Consider the following 21,986-nt stretch of genomic DNA (forward strand, 5'->3'; position numbering starts at 1 on the left):
CGGCCCTACCGCGGCGACGTGGGGGCGCCCTAACCTGCGCGGATGCTGCTGGACGGGCTCAACCACGTCGCCGTGATCACCGCCGACACGGACCGCCTCCACGCCTTCTACGGCGAGGTCTTCGGGGCGACCGTCGCCCACGACAGGAAGCAGGACGGGTTCCGCTTCTCGATCGTCGACATCGGTCCGCACACCGAGTTCAACGTGTTCGAGGTGGACGGCAACACCGAGGCCGAGCGGCAGACGCCGATGCTCGGCCGCGGCCGGCTCGACCACCTCGGGCTGCAGGCCGCGTCGATCGAGGCGTTCGAGGAGATCCGGCGCCGCCTGCTCGCCCGCGGGGCGTGCGACGAGTTCGTGACCGACTTCGGCCCCGTGCTCAGCCTGTTCTTCCGGGACCCGGACGGGCTCGAGGCCGAGGTCTGCGTGCCCAACCCGGACGCGGAGCCGGGCCGGTACAACCCGCCCGGCACCCCGGCCGCCCGCTACGTGCGCTGAGGCGCCCGTGCGCGGCCCGTGGTGCTCGGAGCACCACGTGCCGCGCACGGGCGGCGCTGCGGCAGGTCAGAGCTGGTAGGTGGAGTTGATGATCGCGCCCTTGCGGGCGTAGTGGATCAGCGCGTCCTGCACGTCGAGCGGGTGCGTGGGGATCACGCCCTCGATCAGGTCCTCCTCGCGGGCGCCGTGCAGCGAGAGCCCGAACCGGCAGCAGTAGACCTTGCCGCCCTCCTGGATGTACGTCTTCAGCGAGTTGTTGATGTTGTGCTCGCCCGGGAACGCGGAGTTGCCGGTGGTCGGGAAGCCGCGGGTGGCCAGGCAGTTCAGCGAGCCCGGGCCGTAGAAGTAGATCGCGGACTCGAAGCCCTTCCGCAGCGCCCGGGTGGCCTGCAGGATCGCCACGAAGCTCACCGAGGACTCGTGCGCGATGCCGTGGACCAGGGTGAAGTAGGTCTCGCCGTTCTCGGCCTGGTAGTCCGGGAAGACCTTGGTGCCGCCGTAGATCGACGACCCCTCCGGCATCGACGGGTGCGGGATCTCCTCGAGGCTCTGCTTCTCGAGGTCGGTCAGGTCGGCCATGTCATCCTCCGGTGTGGACGGTGGTGTGGACGGGTGGGGAGTGGTGGTGCTCAGACCGGCTGGAGCGCCGGCCTCGTCAGGGCCCCGTAGAGGTCGGGGCGGCGGTCGCGCAGGTTGTTCATGCCGGCGCGGTGGGCGTCGAGGTCGGCCTCGAGGTCGAAGTCCGCGACCACCATGGCCGCGGTCTGCCCGGTCGCGGCGACGACCTCGCCGCCGGGGTCCACGATCTTGGCGTTCGCGGCGAAGCGCAGCGCGCCGAACGTGCCGAACTGGTTCGAGGCCACCCACACGACCTGGTTCTCCAGCGCGCGGGCGCGGTCGAACAGGTCGAAGCGCCGGGTCCAGCGGTCCCGGGCGGGGTCGGGGTGCGGGTTCGTCGCGCTGACCGGCCAGGCGGACATCGAGACGATCACCCGGGCGCCGTCGAGCGCCAGCGCCCGGGCCGCCTCGGGGAAGCCCTTGTCCCAGCAGATCTGCATGCCGATGCGGCCGATCGGGGTGTCGAAGGCCTCGAAGCCGTCGCCGGCGGTGTAGGTCGCGTCCTCGCGCAGCGGTTGGTGGACCTTCCGGTAGGTGCCGAGCACCCCGTCGCCGGTCACGCAGACCGCCGCGTTGTACCGGCGGCCCTCCGCCGCCTCGCAGTAGCCGGCGGTGACGACGAGGTCCCCGGCGAGCGCGGCCAGGCGGGCGATCTCCGGGCCGTCGACCGCGAAGGCCGGCGGCGGGGAGGCGGATCCACCCAGGTCGGACACGTAGCCGCCGAGCGCGGCCTCGGGCAGGGCGAGCAGCTGGGCGCCCCGCTGCTTCGCCTCGTCGATCAGCCGGGCGATGCGGGCGAAGCCGGCCTCGAGGTCCCGGTCGAAGGGGGCCGAGACGGTCGCGACACGGGTCGTGGGCATGGCGGGGCTCCTCAGCTGGCCGACCGGGGGGCGACCCAGTCGGGATCCTCGGCGGGGTCGGACGGGAACGTGCTGCTGGGGGTGCCGGCGAGCCAGTGCAGGCCGTCGGCGACCCGGGCGGCGCGGCGGGTCTCGAGGATCCGGCCGACCAGGTGCTCGGCGTCGTCGGCGACGCCCGAGAAGCGGCCCGATCCCCACGTGTACTGCCAGGGCAGGCCGATGAAGTAGAGGCCGGGCCAGCTGGTCACCCCGCGCTCGTGGGTCGGGTAGCCGCGACCGTCGAAGACGGGCAGCTCGATCCACCGGTCGTCGCGGCCGTAGCCGGTGGACCAGATGACGGTCGTGATGCCGGCGGCGGCGAGGTCGACCTCCTGCGGCTCGTCGGACTCGGGCACCCAGACCGGGGCCGTCCGCTCCTCGGCCGGTGCGTCGAGGCCCTGGGCGGCGATGTAGGCGTCGATCGAGTCCTTGATGCCCTCCGCCACCGCGTCGGCCCCGTCGAGGTTGGACCGGAGGTCGCCGGCGAAGCGCAGCCGCCCGCCGGTGATCCCGGTGAGCCGGCCGTGCAGCTGCATGCCCTCCAGGGCGAACCGCCGCAGGTCGATGTCGCGACCGCCGTCGCGGCCGGTGACGTAGTGGTTCGTCTTGTGCCGCACGGCCTCGGCGTCGGCGAACTGGTCGATCCCCTTGGTGTAGGTGCCCATCTCGGACAGCCAGGCCACGCAGTCGCGGCCCCGGTAGAAGCGGGCGACCCGCGGCGCCGTGCCCGTGGCGAGGTGGACGGTGCGCCCGGCCAGGTGCAGGTCCTCCGCGATCTGGCAGCCGGACTGTCCCGTGCCGACGACCAGGACCGCGCCCGCGGGCAGCTGCTCCGGGTTGCGGTACTGCGACGAGTGCAGCTGGGTGACCTCGTCGGGGAGACGCTCGGCCATCCGCGGGGTGCGCGGGACCTGGTAGGGCCCGGTCGCGACCACCACCTGGTCGGCGGTCACGGTGCCCCGGTCGGTGCCGATGCGGAAGCTGCCCTCTTCGCCGGCCCGCAGCGACGTGGCGCGAACCCCCTCGACCAGCGGCGGGGCGAACGAGGCGACGAACCTCTGCAGGTACTCGGTGATCTCGTCGCGGACCATGAAGCCGTCGGGGTCCGGGCCGTCGTACGGGAACCCGGGGAGCCGGCACTGCCAGTTCGGCGTGACCAGGCAGAACGAGTCCCAGCGCCGGTCCTGCCACTCGTGGCCGGCGGTCCTCGCCTCCAGCACGAGATGATCGACACCGTGCTGGGCGAGCCGCCGGCTCACCGACAGCCCGGCCTGGCCGCCGCCGACGACCACCACGGAACGGTGCGTGCCGTCGAGGTCGGCAGTGGCGGGTGCGGGATCGGGGACGGCGCGCAGACGCGCGGCCGGCTGCGACGGGGACATGGGGGGATCAGCTCCTGGGGGGCTCCGACGGCGGTGGGGTCCGAGCCGGACCGTGACCGGCTCGGGAACCAGTTCACGGCCGGGCCGTTGCCGGGACGTGTCATCCGGAACGCAGCTGCGTTTCCGGATCTTGCTCCTGTTTCGGCACGGTGAGATCAGAGCGCCGCTCTCGTCGAGCGTCCCGGGTACTCCGACGTTCTTTTGCGGCCCGGCGACGGAATAGGCCCGATCCGCTTCTCCGCGCCCGGGGTGAGTGCCGCAGGTCTCACTGTGGTGTGCGTTGTGTCCGAAGCGGCCCGCCCGGGGAGGTGCGGTCCGAGGAAAAGGCGAGCCGGCAATGGCGGGTCGGGCCGGACACTGCAACATCGGGGCCGGTGGGAGACCCGGTCCGCCCGTGCGGGAAACGGGCGAGGGGCCCGGGGTTCGGCCGGAGATCGAAGCGCTGCGGCTCTCCACACACCCCCGTCGGACGTCACGCAGCCGTCGCTCCGGAGCACGTCCCCCGGGTGGACATGCGCTCGGGGGACGCTTCAGGGCGCTTCGAGACGCAGCCGGGCGGGCGGTCCGCCGGTCTGCGGGACCGGGGCGTTGCGGTCGCGGCCGGAGAGGCGCCTTGCCGTCGAGGCCGGCCGAGCGCCGGCCCGACGGGTGGGACCGGGCCGGACGGGTCGCCGCGCGGCGTGGTCCGACTCCCCCTATCGTGCGAGAAGACCTCCGACAAGACCCGGGGCGTGGCGAGGGTCATGCTCCGTGACGGGTCGTGGCGGTCTGCGACTGCCCGTAGGGCCTGCCCCGCGACGGGCACCGCGGGAGCCGGCGCGAAATCCCCGATGCACCTGCGGAAACGGTGACGACCATTCGGCTCCCGGGGCGGTGCCCACGGTTTCGCGGCGATAAACGATGTTGTGACGACGATCACGAAACATCGCGATCGAATGTTGTCGACAACCGTCGACGGGTGCACGTTCGCAATACCCCTGTTACGTTCGTTGGCCATGACCGCAGCCACCACCGACACCTCGGATCCGCCCGGCGACGAACCCGAACTGACGGTGGGGCCCCCGACGGTCGACGACGGCGTCGACCTCTGGCGGATGGCGGCGGAGTCCCGCGTGCTGGACGTCAACTCCCGGTACGCGTACCTCCTGTGGTGTCGCGACTTCGCCGCGACCTCGGTGATCGCCAAGCTCGACGGCTCGCCCGTGGGCTTCGTCACGGGGTACCGCCGACCGGACGCCCCCGAAACATTGCTCGTCTGGCAGGTCGCCGTCGGCGCCGCCGCCCGCGGTCGCGGAGTGGCGGGCCGAATGCTGGACACGCTTTTCGCCCAGGTTCCCGGCGTCCGTTTCATGGAGACGACGGTGACGCCGGACAACGACGCGTCGAACGCCATGTTCGCCGCGTTCGCGCGCCGCAACGGGGCGGAGGTGTCGAGAACGGAATTGTTCCCCGGATCCCTTCTCGGCGACGGACACGAATCAGAGATCCTCTATCGAATCGGCCCGATCCCGACCGAAGGATGATGAGAAGGAAATGACCATCTTCGAGGACGTCGAGTCCGAGGTCCGCTCGTACTGCCGCAACTGGCCCGTGGTGTTCGACACGGCCAAGGGCGCCCGGCTCTGGGACACCGACGGCAACTCGTACCTCGACTTCTTCGCGGGTGCGGGCGCACTGAACTACGGCCACAACCCCGAGCCCCTCAAGAAGAAGCTGCTCGAGTACCTGTCCCGGGACGGGATCACCCACGGCCTGGACATGTACACCACGGCCAAGGGCGAGTTCCTGAACACCTTCCGGGAGAAGATCCTCGCCCCCCGCAACCTGGACTACAAGGTCCAGTTCCCCGGCCCCACCGGCGCCAACGCCGTCGAGTCCGCGCTGAAGCTGGCCCGCAAGATCACCGGCAAGGAGGCGATGGTCAACTTCACCAACGCCTTCCACGGCATGACCCTCGGCGCGCTCTCGGTGACCGGGAACTCGATGAAGCGCGGCGGCGCCGGCGTCCCGCTGGTCCACGCCACCCCGATGCCGTTCGACAACTACTTCGACGGCAAGGTGCCGGACTTCCTGTGGTTCGAGAAGGTCCTCACCGACAGCGGCTCGAGCCTGAACGAGCCCGCCGCGGTGATCGTCGAGACGGTGCAGGGCGAGGGCGGCATCAACCCGGCGCGCATCGAGTGGCTCCAGGGTCTCGCCGAGCTGTGCGAGCGGCACGACATCCTGCTGATCGTCGACGACGTCCAGATGGGCGTCGGGCGCACGGGCCCGTTCTTCTCGTTCGAGGCCGCGGGCATCCAGCCGGACATCGTGACCATCTCGAAGTCGATCTCGGGCTACGGCCTGCCGATGGCCCTCGTGCTGATCAAGCCCGAGCACGACGTCTGGGGTCCCGGTGAGCACAACGGGACCTTCCGCGGGCACAACCCCGCGTTCGTCACCGGTGCCGAGGCGCTCCGCCAGTACTGGAGCGACGACACCCTCGAGCGGGAGACGATCCGCAAGGGCGAGAAGGTCGAGGAGGCCTTCAACCGCATCGTCGCCGACACCAAGACGACCGAGCTCACCGCGAAGGGCCGGGGCCTGGCCCGCGGCCTGCAGTTCGCGCAGGAGGAGCAGGCCGCCAAGGTGTGTGCCGCCGCGTTCGAGCGGGGACTCCTGATGGAGACCTCGGGTCCGCAGAGCGAGGTCATGAAGATCCTCGCGCCCCTCACCATCACCGACGACGAGCTCGACGAGGGTCTGGCCGTCGTCGCCGAGTCCGTCAAGGTCGTCACCTCCGGAGGCTGAGCACTACATGATCGTCCGCAAGATCGATGACGTCACCGGTACGAAGAACCACGTCGACACGCCCGGCTGGTACTCGCGCCGCATCGTCACCGCGCACGACCGGGTCGGGTTCTCCGTCGGCGAGACGGTGCTGCGCGCCGGCTCGACGAACGACTTCTGGTACGCCAACCACGTCGAGGCCGTCTACATCGTCTCCGGTGAGGGCGAGCTCTACGACAAGGACAACGACACCACCCACGAGCTTGCCCCGGGCACGATGTACCTGCTGAACGGGAACGAGAAGCACCAGGTCCGGCCGAAGACCGACATCACCTGCGTGTGCGTGTTCAACCCGCCGATCGTCGGCACCGAGGTGCACGACGAGAACGGGGTGTACCCGCTGCTCGAGCTGCCGCCGGAGCCGGCCGGGCAGGCCTGACGCCGACGCGCGCGCCGCCGGGTCCGAGCGGGCCCGGCGGCCGCGCCGTGTACCACCACCGGACCACCGGACGACCCACCGCACGACCGCCGAACCCACCGCAGAGGAAGGGCGGATCCACTCCGACAGGGACCGACGAGGAAAGGAAGGCACGCATGTCTGCCCCGAGCAGCAGCCAGACCCGGACCACCCAGGACCGCTACTACACGCGGGTGTCGAACGAGCCCGCGCTGATCGAGCGTGCCGAGCCGACCGTCTGGGGGAGCGAGTCCAGCGCCGGCATGTACGGCGCCCAGGAACTGCACGGCCATGCCGAGAAGGGCTTCAGCCAGGTCCCGCAGCTGCTCACCCCGGACGAGGTCGCCGGGTACGCCGCGGAGCTCGACCGGCTGGCCACCGACCCGCTGGTGCGGGCGGACGACCGCTGCATCATCGAGAAGAAGTCCGACGAGGTGCGCTCGATCTTCGAGGTGCACAGGATCAGCGACGCGATCGCGCGGCTGGTGGCCGACGAGCGCGTGGTCGGCCGGGCCCGGCAGATCCTCGGCAGCGACGTCTACGTCCACCAGAGCCGGATCAACTACAAGCCCGGCTTCGGCGGCGGCGGCTTCTACTGGCACTCGGACTTCGAGACCTGGCACGCCGAGGACGGCATGCCCACCCCGCGCGCGGTGAGCTGCTCGATCTCGCTGACCGAGAACTACCCGTACAACGGCTGCCTGATGATCATGCCGGGGTCGCACAGGACCTTCGTGAGCTGCGTCGGGGAGACCCCCGAGGACAACTACCGGTCGTCGCTCAGGGAGCAGGAGATCGGCACGCCGGACCCGGACAGCCTCACGGCGCTGGCGAACCGGCACGGCATCGAGATGATCACCGGCAAGGCGGGCTCCGCGACCTTCTTCGACTCCAACTGCATGCACGGTTCCGGGGACAACATCACCCCTTACCCGCGCTCGAACATCTTCATCGTGTTCAACAGCGTGGAGAACACCTGCGTCGAGCCGTACTACGCGCCCCGGCGGCGCCCGGAGTACATCGGCGCGCGGGACTTCACGCCGGTGCGCTGACCTCCGCCACGCACGACGGGGCGGCTCCCACCCGGGAGCCGGCCCGCCGTCGTCGCGGGGAGGGCTACACGGCGGGCGAGCGGCGGTCGAAGGCCGCGGCCGTGCGGTCGAGCCGCTCCAGCGGCGTGAGCTCGGGACGCTTGGGCAGATACCCGTCGCCCGTGTGCCCGCCGCGCAGCCGCTTGCGCACGTACGGCATGACGTGGTCGCGCACCCAGGCGAGGTCCTCGGCCTGCCGCGTGCGCCAGTTGGCGCGCTCGGCCACCGGCCACGGGGTGCGCCAGTCGGAGGGCACGGGCTCGCCCAGGACCTCCAGTGCCCGCAGCGACACGCGCTCGTGCGCCTCGGGGGTGAGGTGCAGCCGGTCGCTGGCCCACGCCCGCGGATCGGCGAGCACGTTCATGCCCCACAGGTCCACCACCCGGCAGCCGTGCCGGTCGGCGCTGGCGCGCAGGTTCTCGTTGAACGTCGCCACCCGGCCGCGCAGCCGGCGCAGCAGCACGTGCATCCGGCGCAGGTCGAAGCCGGTGAAGATCAGCACGTCGGCCCCGGTCGCCACCAGCCGGGCGAGGGCGGCGTCGAAGCGGGCCGCGAGGTCGTCGGGATCGCACTGCAGGCCGATGATGTCGTTGCCGCCGGCGCAGAACGAGACGAGGTCGGGGCGCATCGCCTCGGCCACGGGGACCTGGTCGGCGACGATCTGGTCGAGCAGCTTGCCGCGCACGGCCAGGTTGGCGTAGGTGAACCCGGGGCGGCCCGCGGCGAGCCGCTCGGCCAGCCGGTCGGCCCATCCGCGCGGCGACCCGTCCGCCCGGAGATCGTCCAGGCCCTCCGTGAAGCTGTCGCCGACGGCGACGAAGCTGTTCCACCGGTTCACGGCCCCCAGCTCCCTTCGCATCCGTTCGTCTCGTGTCCATCGAGGGGACACCTCGTGCTCGCACAGGATCACCCATCCGTCACACGGTTCGCCAGCACGGGGTGATCTCGATACGGGGATAGGGCACCCTTGCCTCCTGTGAGCACACCCGAGGGGCCCGCGGGCCGTCCGAACGGCGGACCGGGCAGCGACACCGGGAGCGACACCGGGAGCGGGGACGCGCGCCGGGAGGGCGCGGAGTCGCTGCGTGCCATCCTCGGCGGCCGCGGCGGGGCGATCGACGCCTCCGTCCCGGTCGTGGCGTTCGTGCTGGTCTGGCTGCTGGCCGGGGCGCTGGGCTGGTGGTCACCGGTCGGCGTCGCGGCAGCGGCGGCGATCCTGGCCGGCATCGCCGTGGCGGTCGTACGCCTGGTCCGGGGCACCCGGCCGCGAGCGGTGCTGTTCGGGCTGCTGGGCGTGGCCGTCGCGGCGATCGTCGCGCTCTACACCGGGCGGGCCGAGGACTTCTTCCTGGTCCAGATCCTCGGCAACGTCGCGAGCGCGCTCGCGTGGGCGATCTCCATCGTGGTGCGGTGGCCGCTGCTGGGCCTGGTGGTGGGCACCGCGCTCGGCCAGAGGACCCGGTGGCGGCGCGACCCCGACCTGCTGCGCGGCTACCAGCGGGCCAGCTGGGTGTGGGTGGCGCAGTACGTGGTGCGCGTGGCGGTGTTCCTGCCGCTGTACCAGGCGGAGTGGGTGTTCGCGCTCGGCGCGGCCCGCGTGGCGTTCAGCCCGGCGCTGGTCGCACTGAGTGTCGTGCTGTCCTGGCCGGCGTTGCGCTCGGCGCTCCCGGCGGACCATCCGGGGATCCGACACCCCCGGGTAGCGGGCGAGGTCTCGGGAGGCCCTACGGTGGACGGTCCGCCCACCGACGGGTGACAACTCTCACTCCTCGTGATCGTCAGGTGCGTTCCCATGATCGCCCACGTTCATATCGGGTGAGGAAACCGGCAGCCCTCGTGTGATGTGAAACGGAGTCATGGCCCAGCAGCACCCCCGCCCGCAGACACCCCGGTACCCGCAGGCCGGGTCCGGCCAGAACGGCCGACCCGTCCCGCCGCAAGCCGGCCCGCCCGACCTCCCGCGCACGGGGGCCGCCCAGCGGCCCGGCGCCGGGCGTCCCGACGACCGCCGTCCCGGCCACCCCGGGCCGCAGCGCCGGTCCGCATCGGGAGGCGCGACCGGCTCCCGGGGCTCCGGCGGCACGGGCGGGCCCGCCGGTGCGGGCGCGACCCGCCGCGTCGGCCCGCCGTCCGGGGGCCTCCCCACCCAGGTCACCACCACGACCGGGCCGCAGCCGCGGATGCCCTCCGACGGTCTCCCGACCACCGCCAGGCCGACGACGGAGGCCGCCACGGCGGCCACCACGGCGACGGTCGAGGAGAAGAAGCCGGACCTCACGGTCAACAAGATCCTCGCCGGTGCGGGTGCCGCCGCCACCACGGCCGTGTTCGGTTCCTTCTTCGGCGCCTCCGGCACCGTGGCGGGCGCGGCCCTCGGCTCGGTCGTGACCACCCTGGGCACGACGCTCTACCAGCGCTCGCTGGACCGCACCAAGGAGACGGTGCTGGCGCGGGTGAAGATCCCCGGCCGCACGGACGCCGTGGTGATCGCCGAGCCGGTCGACCCGCTGGCCACGATCCCGCTGCAGCGCCGCGCCGACGAGGGTGCGGGCCCGACGATGCTCCAGCCGGCGCTCGCCGAGGGCCTCGCGCGCGGCGCGGAGGAGCAGACCCGGCCCTGGTACACGCGCAAGCGGCTGCTGCTGGGCGCGGCCTCGGCGGTCGTCGCGTTCGTCGTGGGCATGCTGGTGATCACGGGCGTCGAGTGGATCAAGGGCTCGCCGATCTCCGGCGGCACCTCCGGCACCTCGGTCAGCCGGGTGGTCAACGGGACCTCGACCACCCCGGACGAGGGCACCGACAAGGGCGGCAGCACCGACACCACGGAGACCGCCACTCCGACGACCACCCCCGAGCCGACGGGCGAGCGGAGCGGCTCCACCGAGCGGACCGGCAGCGACGAGCCGTCCGGGAGCGCCACCGCCACCACGACCCCGCGGACCGGGACACCGACCCGGACCACGGCGCCGAACCCGGGCGACACCGGCTCGGGCTCGCAGCGCGGCGGCGTCGACGGCCTGCTCAACGGCGGCAACGACAACGGCGGCAGCGGCACCGGTGGCAGCAGCAGCGGCGGCGGGAACAACGCCGGCTGACGCCCACGACCCGCCGGGCCGCTCCGGCTCGGGGCGGCCCGACCGCTCAGGGCAGGCGCGCGCGGAGGGCCCGGGCCGCGGCCTCCGGGTCCTCGGCCTCGGTGATCGCCCGGACCACCACGATCCGGGTGGCACCCGCGGCGAGGACCTCGTCGAGGGTGCTGCCGTCGATCCCGCCGATCGCGAACCACGGGCGGGCGGGCGCGCGCCCGGTCACCGTGCGCACCAGGTCCAGGCCGGGAGCCGGCCGGCCGGGCTTGGTCGGGGTCGGCCAGCAGGGACCCACGCAGAAGTAGTCGACGCCCGGCTCGTCGGCGGCGCGCAGGGTCTCCTCCGCGCTGTGCGACGACCGCCCGACGACGATCTCCTCGCCCGCCACCCGCCGGGCCCACTCCACGGGCAGGTCGTCCTGCCCGAGGTGCAGCACGTCGGCGCCCGCCGCCAGGGCGACGTCCGCCCGGTCGTTCACGGCGAGGAGCCGGTCGTGCTTCGCGCAGGCGTCGGCCAGGACCTCGAGGGCCTCGAGCTCCTGCTTCGCCTCCAGCGGCTCGCCGCCCTTCTCGCGGAGCTGGATGACGTCGACGCCCCCGGCCAGCGCCGCGTCGGCGAACTCGGCCAGGTCCCCGCGGTCCCGGCGGGCGCCTGTGCAGAGGTACAGCCGGGCGTCGGCGAGCCGGGTCAGCAGCGTCTCACGGTCGAGTCGGGGCACGGTCCGGGAGCGTAGGCTGGGCGGCCGGGAACGAGAGCTGTGGGTGCAGGGCACGGGAGTCCGCGGACGAGCGGGCTGAGAGGGGACTGGCCGGTCCCGACCGTCGAACCTGATCCGGGTCATGCCGGCGCAGGGAGGAAGCAAGGTGGAGGATCTCGTCGTCGTCGGGGGCGGCGTCATCGGGCTGAGCTGCGCGTGGCGCGCGGCCCAGGCGGGGTGGCACGTCACCCTCCGGGACCCCGCTCCGGCGAGCGGCTCGTCGTGGGTGGCGGGCGGCATGCTCGCGCCGGTCACCGAGGCGTGGCCCGGCGAGGAGGGCCTGCTCGAGCTGGGTCTGTCGTCGCTGGAGCTGTGGCCCGGGTTCGCCGAGGAGCTCTCCGCGGCCGCCGGGCAGCCGGCCGGGCTGCACCCGGAGGGCACCGTCGTCGCCGCGACCGGCTCCGGCGACCGCGCCGAGCTCGACGCCCTCGCGACGCACCTGGCCCGGCTCGGCCGGCCCGTCGAGCGGCTGAGCGGGCGCGAGCTGCGCCGCCTGGAGCCCGGGCTGGGCCCGGACGTCCGCGGTGGCCTGTCGGTGCCCGGCGACCTGTCCGTGGACAACCGCGCGCTGCTCGCGGCCCTGCGCGCCGCGGCGGAGAAGGCCGGCGTCGCGGTGGTGGAGCGGGCCTGGGCGCCCGGGGAGACCGCCGACGACGCCGCCGGCACCGTGCTGATCTGTGCCGGGGCGCACTCCGCCTCGCTGCACCCGGGGCTCGCCGGGCTCGTCCGGCCGGTCAAGGGCGAGATCCTGCGGCTGACCCACCGGCACGGGGCCTTCCCGGTGCCCACGAGGACCGTCCGCGCGCTCGTCGACGGCCGCCCGGTCTACCTCGTGCCGCGGCCCGGCGGCCTGGTCGTCGGGGCCACCCAGAGCGAGCACGGGTTCGACACCGAACCGACCGTCGGCGGGGTCCGCGACCTGCTCCGGGACGCCGAGCGCATCCTGCCGGGCATCGCCGAGTACACGCTGGCCGAGGCGGCGGCGGGGCTGCGCCCCGGCAGCCCGGACAACGTGCCGGTCCTCGGCCGGCTCGACGGGCGCACGCTCGTCGCCACCGGGCACAGCCGCAACGGCATCCTGCTGGCCCCGCTCACCGCCCGCCTCGTCGTCGGGCTGCTGGAGGGCGGATCGGTACCGGCGACGGTCGACCCCGCGCGCTTCGGGAGGACGGGAACGTGAAGGTGGAGATCAACGGGGCCGCGCACGACCTCGCCGACGGGGCGACGGTCGCCGACGCGCTGGCCGCGATCGCGGCCCCGGCGAAGGGCGTCGCGGTGGCCGTCGACGGGCAGGTCGTGCGGCGGGCGGACTGGCCGTCGACCCGGCTGGCGGCGGGCGCCGCGGTCGAGGTGCTGACGGCGGTGCAGGGAGGGTGACAGTGCACGGGAACCTGGCGGACGAGACGCTGGTGGTGGCCGGCCGCAAGATCGGCTCGCGGCTGATCACGGGGACCGGCGGGGCCGCGAACCTGGAGGTCCTGGAGCGGGCGCTGGTCGCCTCGGGGACCACGCTGACCACGGTCGCGATGCGCCGCATCGACGCGCGGACCGGCACCGGGGTGCTCGACCTGCTGCGGCGGCTGGGCATCGAGGTGCTGCCGAACACCGCGGGCTGCCGCACCGCCGCCGAGGCCGTGCTCACGGCCCGGCTCGCGCGGGAGGCGCTGGAGACGGACCTGGTCAAGCTCGAGGTCGTCGCCGACGAGCGGACCCTGCTGCCGGACCCGATCGAGCTGCTCGACGCCGCCGAGCAGCTCGTCGACGACGGCTTCACGGTGCTGCCCTACACCAACGACGACCCCGTGCTGGCCCGCAAGCTCGAGCAGGTCGGGTGCGCCGCCGTCATGCCGTTGGGCTCGCCGATCGGGACCGGGCTGGGCATCCGCAACCCGCACAACATCGAGATGATCGTCGCCGACGCCGGCGTCCCGGTCGTGCTCGACGCCGGGATCGGGACCGCCTCCGAGGCCGCGCAGGCCATGGAGCTGGGCTGCGACGCCGTGCTCCTGGCCACCGCGGTGACGCGGGCGGCCGACCCGGAGCGGATGGCGCACGCGATGCGGTTGGCCGTGGAGGCCGGGTACGCCGCACGGCACGCCGGCCGCATCCCGCGGCGGTACTGGGCGCAGGCGTCGTCGCCGGAGACGGACCGAGAGCCGCCTGAGACGGGCTGAGCGAGGCACCCGCGGAACGCGCAGGGACACCGACCCGCATCCACCGGGTCCGATCGTGCTCGTGGCAGGGTGAGACGGTGCCGCTGTTCTCCTTCGAGGGCCTCGCCCCGACCGTCCATCCGACCGCCTTCGTCGCCCCGACCGCCACCCTCGTCGGCGACGTGCGGGTCGAGGAGGGCGCCTCGATCTGGTACAACGCCGTGCTCCGGGCCGACTTCGGCCCGATCGTGGTGCGGGCCGGGGCCAACGTGCAGGACGGCTGTGTGCTGCACGGCGGCGACGATCCCGTCACCGAGATCGGCGCCGGCGCGACCGTCGGGCACCTGTGCGTGGTGCACGGCAGCGTGGTCGGCGAGGAGTGCGTGATCGGCAACGGCGCCACGATCCAGGACGGTGCGCGCATCGGCGCGCGGTCGCTGATCGGGGCCGGCTCGACGGTGCCCCCGAACAAGGTGATCCCGGAGGACACGCTGGTCCTCGGGCCGGCCGCGGCCACCAAGGGCGGCCTGACGCCGGAGGCCGAGCGCTGGGTGCGCACCAACCCGGACATCTACCGGGAGCTCGCGCAGCGGCACGCCAAGACGGTCACCCCGGTCGTACCCTGACGCCGTGTCCGGGGCGGGACAGGCACGCCGGGGACCGCTGGTGGCGGCCCTGCTGACGGCGGCACTGGTCGGCCTCGCCGGCTGCGGCGGCGGAACCCCGGCGCAGCCTGGACGGTCCGCGCAGCCCACGCCGGCCGCGCAGCCCACGACGACCGTCCCCGACCCGCCCGCGACGGCCCGGCTCCCGGCCGCCGCCGGGTCGGTGGTGTGGTTCGTGGGCCCGACGCCGGCGGGCGACCGGCTGTACCGCGAGCGCCGGGCGACCACCGACGGCGGGCCGGACGGGGTCGCACCGGACCCGGCGGGCGACGCCGTCCGGGAGCTCCTCGCGGGACGCCCGGAGGACCCCGACCACCACTCCGACTGGCCGCCCGGCGTCACGCTGCGCGCGCCGGTGACGCTCGTCGACGGAGCCGTCACGGTCGACCTCGCGACTCCCGGTCCCCTGCCGGGCCCGGCCGGGCTCGCGCTGCAGCAGCTCGTCCGGACGGTGCAGGACACCACCGGCAGCACTCGGCCGGTGCGCGTGCTGGTCGACGGCCGGCCGGCCTCGACGCTGCTCGGGCAGGACGTGTCCCGGCCGCTGACCGCGGACGACCCGTTGCGCGTCGTGGCCCTCGTCCAGCTCGACGACCCGGCCGAGGGCGCCGTGGTCGGCTCGCCGGTCGTGGTGTCCGGCGAGGCGGCGGTGTTCGAGGCGACCCTGCTGTGGGAGGTCCGGGACACCGCCGGACGGACGGTGCGATCGGGGTCGGCGACCACGAGCGAGGGCCAGACCTTCGCGCCGTACCGCTTCGCGGTGCCGCTCGACCCCGGGACCTACGAGCTCGTGGTCTCCGAGGACGACCCGAGGGGCGGCGAGGGCCGGGGCCCGATGACCGACTCGGCCCGGATCACCGTCCGCTGACCCGCGGCGCCCGGAGCCCCAGCGACCGCAGCTCGGCCTCGGCCAGGGCCGCGACGGCGGCCGGGTCGCCCGAGCGCCAGGCACCCGCGGGGTCCGGCGTGATGCGCAGCAGTGAGCGCAGCGGACGGTGCGTGAGCGCCCGCAGGGCCAGGACGTCCGGGCCGGCCTCCCGCGCATCGGCGGCCGCGGTGGCCCGGCGGGCGTAGCGGACCCGCAGCGGCAGCCACACCGCCAGCACCGGCAGCAGTCCCAACACCGCGACCAGCACACCCGCCCCGGTCGCCACCGCCGCCACCGTGTCGATCTGCTGCTGGCCCGCTGCCACCAACGAGGACCCGGCGTCGGCCCCGGGGGCGAAGGCCCCGGCCAGCCGGCCGCCGACGAACGGGACCTCCCCGGCGCCGCGGGCCGCGCCGTCGAACGCGCCGCGGATCGACTCGCCCGCCTGGACCAGCGTCCGCCCGGGCCCTTGCAGGCGCAGCAGCAGGTCGTGCGTGGCCACGCCCAGCCAGATCCAGAGGGCCGCCCAGGCCACCGCCACGACGTCGGCCACCACCTGGCCGGCGGCCCGCTCCGGCCGCTCCGCATACACGCGCACGCCCGCGGTCCTACCGTGCCGCGGGCGGCGGCGCGAACCAGAGCGCTACAGCAGGCCCAGCTTCGTGGCCGCGTACACCGCCTCGGCGCGGCGGGAGACCATGAGCTTCCGCATGAGGTTGCCGACATGGAACTTGACCGTGGTCTCGGAGATGAACAGCTCCGCCCCGATGGCCCGGTTCGACAGGCCCCGCGCGAGCAGCCGCAGCACGTCGAGCTCGCGCTCGGTGAGCCGCTCCCGGTCGGGGACGCCGCCGGAGAGCGAGCGCACCATGGCCGAGGCGCTGCGGGCGTCGAAGGCGCTCTCCCCGCGCGAGACGGCGCGGATGGCGCGGACCAGCTCGGTGGTGTCGACGTCCTTCACGACGTACCCGCGGGCCCCCGCCTGCACGGACTCGACGACGAGCCGGTCCTCGGCGAACGTGGTGAGCACCAGCACCCCGATGCCCGGGTGGGCGGCGCAGAGCTTGCGGCAGACCTCGAGCCCGTCCGTCTGCGGGCCCGAGGTGAGCTTGAGGTCGAGCAGCACGACGTGCGGGCGGGTCGCGGCCACGGCGGCGACCGCGTCGGCCGGGGTGCCGGCCTCGCCGACCACCCGCAGGTCCTCCTCGCGCTCCAGCACAGCGCGCAGGCCCTGGCGCATGATCGAGTGGTCGTCGACCAGCACGATCCGCACGGGCATCGGGCGTGCCCGCGGCATCGGGCGCGGGGGCCGGCCCCCGGGCGGTGCGGTGGTGCGAACGACGTTCATGACGCCACCCCTCTCTCGTCGCTCCGGGCGTCGCCCTGGGCACTGCCGCGGCTCGTCCGCCCGCCGTCGGTCCCGCCGACCGGGACGTCGACCTGGACCTGCAACCCGCCCATGCGGGCCCGGCGGAACGTCACCGTCCCGCCCATCTCCACGGCCCGGGTCTGCATGTTGACCAGGCCGCGGTGCTCGCCCGACGGGGACAACGCCGACGCCCGCAGGCTGCGCCGGATCTCCTCGGGCCGGCCCTTGCCGTCGTCGGACACGGTCAGCCGCACCGCGCCCGGCCGGTAGGCCAGCCGGATCGACGCGCGGGAGGCGTCGGCGTGCATGGCGGTGTTGAACAGCGCCTCGCCGGCGATGCGGAACAGCGACTGCTCCTGCTCGGCGGGCAGCCGCACGGGCTCGCCGCCGATCCGGACGTCGATGCGCAGCTCGTCGGGCATGTGCACGGTGGTGAGCTGGCGCAGCATCGCGGGGAGGTCCTGGTCGGCGCTCTCGTGGTGGCTGAGCGCGTAGATGGCCGAGCGCAGCTGCTCGACGGCCCGCTTGGTGAGGTCCTTCGCGGTGTCGAGATGCTCGAGGAGCCGCGGCTCGTCGAGCTCGCCGCGGACCAGCTCGATGTGCATGCCCGCCGAGAGCGCGTACTGGGTGACGCTGTCGTGCAGCTCCCGGGCGATCCGGTGTCGCTCGTTGTCCAGCACCTCGCGCTGCCGGGCGGCGCCCAGCTGCTCCTGGGTGCGCTGCAGCTCGGCGTTGCGGGCCCGCAGGTCCTCCGCCTGCCGGGCCGTGCGGGCGTAGAGCTTCTCCGAGCGCTCCAGCAGCGCGCAGTTCTGCAGGGCCGAGGCCGTCTGGCCGGCCAGGATCCGCAGGACCGAGTGGTCGGTGTCGTCGACCTCGCGGTCGCGCGGGGTCCACGCCACGAACCCGCCGACGGTGCGCCCGTCGAGCCGGACGGGGACGTGGAGGTGCGTGCGGGCGGTGTCCCGGTCGTGGTCGCTGCCGTGCTCGCCGGTGTCGTCCCCCCGCCGGACCTTCTCGACGTGCGCGCGGACGGTCGCGGGCACCAGGTCCAGGTTCGTCCACTCCCCCCCGTCCGGCCCCAGCACGAGGTGGCGCGGGCTGGCGTCCTTGAGCCGGCCGTCGACCAGGGCGAAGGCGACCCAGTCGGCGGAGAGGTGGTCCGCGGCGGCGTCGACCACGGCCCGGACCAGTGCCTCGGAACCCTCCATCGTGCGGACCAGGGCCGCGGAGATCCGTTCCAGCGCGAGGATCACCCGGCGCAGCCGCACCGCCGACACCCGGTACTCCGGGTAGAACGACGGCTTGCCGGACCGCAGGCCCGTCAGCGCGTCGAGGTCGGGGCCCGGCCACGAGCGGCCCGCGGGTTGCGACGGGTCGGCCCGCGGCGGCGGCCAGGGGCCGGAGGAGGGCACGCTCGTCACCGCTGCTCCCTCACAGGGCGGCCCGGAACAGCGTCTCGACCTCGTCGACGGAGGCGGGGCGGGGGTTGGTGGTCAGGCAGGCGTCGCCCAGGGTCAGCACCGCGAGCCGCGGGACGTCCGCCTCGGTCACGCCGAGTGCGGCGAGCCCGCTCGGCACGCCGACCTCGTCGCCCAGCTTGCGGATCTCCGCGGCGACCATGTCGACGGCCTCGTCGCCCGGCACCCCGTGCCCGGCCAGCCCCATCGCCTGCGCGATCGGCACGAACCGCTCGGGGGAGGCGGCGCCGTTGAACCGCACGACGTGAGGCAGCAGCACCCCGTTGACCACCCCGTGCGGCAGGTCGAGCATCCCGCCGACCTGGTGGCTCATGGCGTGCGTCGCGCCCAGGATCGCGTTGGTGAAGGCCAGCCCGGCCTCGAGCGCTGCCTGGGCCATCGCCTGCCGGGCCCGCTGGTCGTCCGGCCGGACCATCGTCCGGGTGAGGTTGGCGTTGACCAGCGACACCGCCTGCAGCGCGTGGTGGTCGGTGAGCGGGCCGTGCGCCAGCGAGACGAACGCCTCGATGCCGTGGGTCAGCGCGTCGAGCCCGGTGGCGGCGTTGAGCCACTCCGGCATGGTCACGAGCAGCCGCGGGTCGATCACCGACACGTCCGGGACCAGCGCCCGGCCCATGATCGTGATCTTGGTGTGCCGCTCGGTGTCGGTGACGATGCAGAACTGCGAGACGTCCGCGCCGGTCCCCGACGTCGACGGCATCATGATCAGCGGCGGGATCGGGTTGGCGATCCGGTCGATGCCCTCGTAGTCCAGGATGCGCCCGCCGTTCGACGCCAGCAGGGCCACGCCCTTGGCCGCGTCGATCACCGAGCCGCCACCGAGCCCCATCACGACGTCGCAGCCGGAGGCCACGTAGTCGTGGTAGCCCTGCTCGATCTCGTGGTCCTTGGGGTTCGGGGTGACGTCGGTCCACAGCCGCGGGGCGAGCCCGGTACCGCGCAGGTGCGCGAGCAGCTCGCTGGGCCAGCCGGCCTCGAACACGCCCGGGTCGGTCACCACGAACGGCCGCCGCGCGCCGAGCCGGACCGCGGCGTACGCGGCCTCGCGCAGCGAGTCCGGGCCGAACACGATCTCGGGGGCGTGGAACTTCGACAGCCGGGCGTTCGCGGCGCCGGACGCGGGGGCGCCGCAGCCGCCGCCCCGGTGGACCGTCAGGTCGGGCTCCCGGTCGGTGCCGTCGAGGACGTCGCCGACCAGCACGGTCTCGCCCGCGCGGCGGCACGCGTCGACGGTCCCGGCCGCGGGGATCCTGTCCTCGAGAGCCACGTTGCCCTCCCACACCTCGTCCGACCGCACACGACGACGTCCGGATGCCCGGGGCATCCGGATCGTGTGAGGCACGCTACTCCGCACGGAGCGGTCGCGGTGCTCCGTGCCGGGGCCGGCGACGGCCGGGGATGCGGTGCGGGGCACCGGCATCAGCCGCGCCGGGAGCGGGGGCGGGACATGCGGGACCTCCTCGTCAGCACCACCGCACGGTAGTCGGCGGGACGGCGTGGGGGACCGGTCCGACGGAGGGTGCGGACCTGTCCCGACGGTCAGGTGTGGCTGTCCGGCGAGGCGCTCAGGCGTGGCTGTGGATGGGCCCCTCGCGGTCGGCGAGCCGGGTGCCGGCCCCGCCCCAGTGCTGGGCGATCATCTCCGCGGCGATCGAGACGGCGGTCTCCTCGGGCGTGCGGGCGCCGAGGTCCAGCCCGATCGGGCTGGACATCTTGGCGATCTCCGCGTCGGTGAGGCCGCGCTCCTTGAGCCGCTCGATCCGGTCCGTGTGGGTGCGCCGCGAGCCCATGGCGCCGATGTAGGCGACCTGCGGCAGCCGCAGGGCCACCTCGAGCAGCGGGACGTCGAACTTCGGGTCGTGGGTGAGCACGGTGAGCACCGTCCGCCCGTCGATCCGGCCCTCCTCGGCCTCCTTGGCCAGGTACCGGTGCGGCCACTCGACGACGACCTCGTTGGCGCCGGGGAAGCGGCTGGCCGTGGCGAAGACCGGGCGGGCGTCGCACACCGTGACCCGGTACCCGAGGAAGTTGCCCATCTTCGCGACGGCGGCGGCGAAGTCGATCGCGCCGAAGACGATCATGCGGGGCGGCGGGGCGAAGGACTCGACGAACACCATCAGGCCCTCGCCGCGGCGCTGGCCGTCGACGCCGTAGGTGATGGTGGCGTTGCGGCCGGAGGCGAGCAGGCCCCGGGCGTCGTCGGTGACCGCGCCGTCGAGCCGGTCCGAGCCGGTGCCGCCGTCGACCGCGTCCTCCCAGACGATCAGCCGCTTCCCGAGCCGCTCGGCGGGGCCGGACACGACGGTGGCCACGGCCACCGGGGTCTCCTCGCGGATGGCCTCGGCGATCCGGCCGAACTCGGGGTAGGCCTCGGGGGAGACCTCCTCGACGTAGACGTCGAGGATGCCGCCGCAGGTCAGGCCGACGGCGAACGCGTCGTCGTCCGAGACGCCGTAGCGCTGCAGCACCGGGCGGTGCTCGCCGAGGACCTCCTGGCCGAGCTCGTACACCGCGCCCTCGACGCACCCGCCGGACACGCTGCCGACGGCCTCGCCGCCGGGTCCCACGAGCATCGACGCGCCTGGCTGGCGCGGGGCGGAGCGGAAGGTCGCCACCACCGTGGCGAGCGCCGCCGGCTCGCCGTTCTTCCACCAGCCCTCGAGCTGGTCGACGACGTCACGCATCGGGAACCTCCACTGGCCGGACCTCCCTGTCGGGCCGGTCAAGCATCTCTCATCACCGCGAGCAAACGTTCCAGGGTCTCCAGGCTGTGCCCGGCGAGCAGTTGGTCCAAGTGCGGCAGCACCGCGACTATTCCGCCCTGCACCGGGGCGTAGCCCTCCTTGCCGGCGTGCGGGTTGACCCAGACCACCTTGTGCGCGAGCCGGGAGAGCCGCTGCACCTGCCGGCCCAGCAGGTCCGGCTCCCCGCGTTCCCAGCCGTCCGAGAAGACGACGACGACCGCGCGGCGCGCGGCCCCGCGCTGCCCCCACCGGTCGACGAACGCCTGGACGGCCTCGCCCAGCCGGGTCCCTCCGGACCAGTCCGGGATGGCCCGGGAGGCGTCGCGCAGCGCCCGTTCGGGGTCGCGCTGGCGCAGCTCGCGGGTGACCCGCGTGAGGCGGGTGCCGAGCGTGAAGACCTCCGTGCTGCGCGGCGACCGGCGGACGACGGCGTGGGCGAACCGGAGCAGCGCGTCGGCGTAGGGCTCCATCGACCCCGAGACGTCGATCAGCAGCACGACCTTGCGCGGGCGCCGGGTGGGCGCGCGCCGGTACAGCGTGCCGATCTCGCCCTCGTTGCGCAGCGCGGCGCGCAGCGTCCGGCGCGGGTCGGGGCCACCGTGCCGGGAGGAGCCCCGCCGGCGCGAGGCCCGGGTCGGCGGGTCCGGGCGCAGCAGGGCCAGCAGCCGGCGCAGGTGCTCGCGCTCCAGCGGGCTCAGCTCACCCAGGTCCCGGGTCCGCAGCACCTCGGTGCCGGTGGCCGTGGCCCGGACGACGGGGGAGTCGTCGTCCTCCTCGTCCTCGCCGGTCTCCTCGCCGCGGTCCCGGGCCGGCATGAGCGAGCGCAGCGTCGGCGGGGGCGGCGGCCGGTCGCCCGGCGACGGCGGGCGCGGGCCCTGGGCCGGGTCGAACCAGGCGGCGAAGGCGGCGTCGTAGCGCCGGATGTCGTCCGGGTCGGAGCAGAGGGTGAGCCGGCCCGCCCAGTAGGTCTGCCTGCGGTCGGTGACGTCGAGGGTGTCGAGCGCCTCGACGAACGCGGCCACCCGGTCGGTCGTCATGGGCACGCCGGCGGCGCGCAGGGCGGCCGTGAAGCCGACCAGCCCCGGGAACGGGTCGGCGCCCGCGGCCGGGCCGGTGTCGGGGACCGCACTGGGGTACTGCACGTCCGTTCCG

At 74.2% G+C, this 21,986-nt stretch carries 23 protein-coding genes; 12 read left to right on the top strand and 11 right to left on the bottom strand.

The features are described 5' to 3' along the window. Nucleotides 1–42: 42 nt before the first annotated feature. Entirely contained in the window at nt 43–498 is a 456-nt protein-coding gene (locus tag LWC35_RS01140) for a VOC family protein (protein ID WP_232867950.1), read from the top strand. Between the two features lie 66 nt (nt 499–564). Here LWC35_RS01140 and LWC35_RS01145 read toward each other — a convergent pair whose 3' ends face one another. The 3 genes from LWC35_RS01145 to LWC35_RS01155 are packed head-to-tail and all read right to left on the bottom strand — an operon-like array spanning nt 565 to nt 3,397. Next, nucleotides 565–1,077: an MSMEG_0572/Sll0783 family nitrogen starvation response protein gene (locus LWC35_RS01145; protein ID WP_232867951.1), complete on the bottom strand. Its 513-nt coding sequence runs from the start codon at nt 1,075–1,077 to the stop codon at nt 565–567. Nucleotides 1,078–1,127: 50 nt separating this feature from the next. After that, a complete protein-coding gene (locus LWC35_RS01150) occupies nt 1,128–1,976 on the bottom strand; it encodes a carbon-nitrogen hydrolase family protein (protein WP_232867952.1) in 849 nt (282 codons plus the stop codon). Between the two features lie 11 nt (nt 1,977–1,987). Continuing rightward, nucleotides 1,988–3,397 (bottom strand): MSMEG_0569 family flavin-dependent oxidoreductase, encoded by a 1,410-nt coding sequence (locus tag LWC35_RS01155; protein ID WP_232867953.1) that lies wholly within the window; start codon nt 3,395–3,397, stop codon nt 1,988–1,990. A 995-nt stretch (nt 3,398–4,392) separates the two neighbouring features. Between LWC35_RS01155 and ectA the strand changes: the two genes are divergently transcribed. From ectA to thpD, 4 genes are all read left to right on the top strand, one after another. Then, on the top strand, nt 4,393–4,920 hold the full coding sequence (ectA, locus tag LWC35_RS01160) for a diaminobutyrate acetyltransferase (protein ID WP_232867954.1): 528 nt from the start codon (nt 4,393–4,395) through the stop codon (nt 4,918–4,920). 10 nt (nt 4,921–4,930) lie between these two features. Then, nucleotides 4,931–6,187 (top strand): diaminobutyrate--2-oxoglutarate transaminase, encoded by a 1,257-nt coding sequence (ectB, locus tag LWC35_RS01165; RefSeq protein WP_232867955.1) that lies wholly within the window; start codon nt 4,931–4,933, stop codon nt 6,185–6,187. Between the two features lie 7 nt (nt 6,188–6,194). Next, nucleotides 6,195–6,605 (top strand): ectoine synthase, encoded by a 411-nt coding sequence (locus tag LWC35_RS01170; RefSeq protein ID WP_232867956.1) that lies wholly within the window; start codon nt 6,195–6,197, stop codon nt 6,603–6,605. A gap of 155 nt (nt 6,606–6,760) precedes the next feature. Then, nucleotides 6,761–7,675, top strand: a complete 915-nt coding sequence (thpD, locus tag LWC35_RS01175; RefSeq protein WP_232867957.1) for an ectoine hydroxylase — start codon at nt 6,761–6,763, stop codon at nt 7,673–7,675. Between the two features lie 64 nt (nt 7,676–7,739). Here the strand turns inward: thpD and LWC35_RS01180 are convergent, their stop codons facing one another. Continuing rightward, nucleotides 7,740–8,552, bottom strand: coding sequence for an SGNH/GDSL hydrolase family protein (locus LWC35_RS01180; protein ID WP_232867958.1), 813 nt, complete (start codon nt 8,550–8,552; stop codon nt 7,740–7,742). 138 nt (nt 8,553–8,690) lie between these two features. Between LWC35_RS01180 and LWC35_RS01185 the strand changes: the two genes are divergently transcribed. Further along, on the top strand, nt 8,691–9,470 hold the full coding sequence (locus LWC35_RS01185; protein ID WP_308194429.1) for a DUF3159 domain-containing protein: 780 nt from the start codon (nt 8,691–8,693) through the stop codon (nt 9,468–9,470). 100 nt (nt 9,471–9,570) lie between these two features. Continuing rightward, nucleotides 9,571–10,809 carry a hypothetical protein gene (locus LWC35_RS01190; RefSeq protein ID WP_232867959.1) on the top strand — a complete coding sequence of 413 codons (1,239 nt, stop codon included), beginning with the start codon at nt 9,571–9,573 and terminating at the stop codon, nt 10,807–10,809. Between the two features lie 46 nt (nt 10,810–10,855). Here the strand turns inward: LWC35_RS01190 and thiE are convergent, their stop codons facing one another. Next, nucleotides 10,856–11,518 (bottom strand): thiamine phosphate synthase, encoded by a 663-nt coding sequence (gene thiE / locus LWC35_RS01195; protein WP_232867960.1) that lies wholly within the window; start codon nt 11,516–11,518, stop codon nt 10,856–10,858. 121 nt (nt 11,519–11,639) lie between these two features. On the opposite strand from thiE, the gene thiO reads away from it, so the two are divergent. The 5 genes from thiO (at nt 11,640) to LWC35_RS01220 (ending at nt 15,243) form a co-directional block, all read left to right on the top strand. Then, nucleotides 11,640–12,737: a glycine oxidase ThiO gene (gene thiO / locus LWC35_RS01200; protein WP_269803357.1), complete on the top strand. Its 1,098-nt coding sequence runs from the start codon at nt 11,640–11,642 to the stop codon at nt 12,735–12,737. Continuing rightward, the gene (gene thiS, locus LWC35_RS01205) at nt 12,734–12,934 is read left to right on the top strand and encodes a sulfur carrier protein ThiS (RefSeq protein ID WP_232867962.1); all 201 of its coding nucleotides are present in this window, start codon (nt 12,734–12,736) and stop codon (nt 12,932–12,934) included. Before thiO ends, thiS begins: the two co-directional genes overlap by 4 nt. Nucleotides 12,935–12,936: 2 nt before the next feature. Beyond that, complete coding sequence (locus tag LWC35_RS01210; RefSeq protein WP_372462980.1) at nt 12,937–13,731, top strand: thiazole synthase; 795 nt, start codon at nt 12,937–12,939, stop codon at nt 13,729–13,731. Between the two features lie 77 nt (nt 13,732–13,808). After that, nucleotides 13,809–14,336: a gamma carbonic anhydrase family protein gene (locus tag LWC35_RS01215; protein ID WP_232867963.1), complete on the top strand. Its 528-nt coding sequence runs from the start codon at nt 13,809–13,811 to the stop codon at nt 14,334–14,336. Nucleotides 14,337–14,340: 4 nt separating this feature from the next. Continuing rightward, nucleotides 14,341–15,243 (top strand): Gmad2 immunoglobulin-like domain-containing protein, encoded by a 903-nt coding sequence (locus tag LWC35_RS01220; protein WP_232867964.1) that lies wholly within the window; start codon nt 14,341–14,343, stop codon nt 15,241–15,243. Here the strand turns inward: LWC35_RS01220 and LWC35_RS01225 are convergent. The 6 genes from LWC35_RS01225 to LWC35_RS01250 form a co-directional block, all read right to left on the bottom strand. Beyond that, nucleotides 15,230–15,841: a hypothetical protein gene (locus tag LWC35_RS01225; RefSeq protein ID WP_232867965.1), complete on the bottom strand. Its 612-nt coding sequence runs from the start codon at nt 15,839–15,841 to the stop codon at nt 15,230–15,232. The genes LWC35_RS01220 and LWC35_RS01225 overlap by 14 nt on opposite strands. A gap of 45 nt (nt 15,842–15,886) precedes the next feature. Continuing rightward, a complete protein-coding gene (locus LWC35_RS01230; protein ID WP_269803411.1) occupies nt 15,887–16,540 on the bottom strand; it encodes a MadR family response regulator transcription factor in 654 nt (217 codons plus the stop codon). Nucleotides 16,541–16,587: 47 nt separating this feature from the next. Then, entirely contained in the window at nt 16,588–18,033 is a 1,446-nt protein-coding gene (locus tag LWC35_RS01235) for a MadS family sensor histidine kinase (RefSeq protein ID WP_308194431.1), read from the bottom strand. Nucleotides 18,034–18,043: 10 nt separating this feature from the next. After that, complete coding sequence (locus LWC35_RS01240; protein WP_372462975.1) at nt 18,044–19,357, bottom strand: iron-containing alcohol dehydrogenase; 1,314 nt, start codon at nt 19,355–19,357, stop codon at nt 18,044–18,046. Nucleotides 19,358–19,655: 298 nt separating this feature from the next. Continuing rightward, nucleotides 19,656–20,774 carry an XdhC family protein gene (locus tag LWC35_RS01245; protein ID WP_232867966.1) on the bottom strand — a complete coding sequence of 373 codons (1,119 nt, stop codon included), beginning with the start codon at nt 20,772–20,774 and terminating at the stop codon, nt 19,656–19,658. Nucleotides 20,775–20,812: 38 nt separating this feature from the next. Next, entirely contained in the window at nt 20,813–21,976 is a 1,164-nt protein-coding gene (locus LWC35_RS01250; protein WP_232867967.1) for a vWA domain-containing protein, read from the bottom strand. Nucleotides 21,977–21,986 lie beyond the last annotated feature (10 nt).

Source organism: Pseudonocardia kujensis (assembly GCF_021283305.1).
Taxonomy (GTDB): domain Bacteria; phylum Actinomycetota; class Actinomycetes; order Mycobacteriales; family Pseudonocardiaceae; genus Pseudonocardia; species Pseudonocardia kujensis.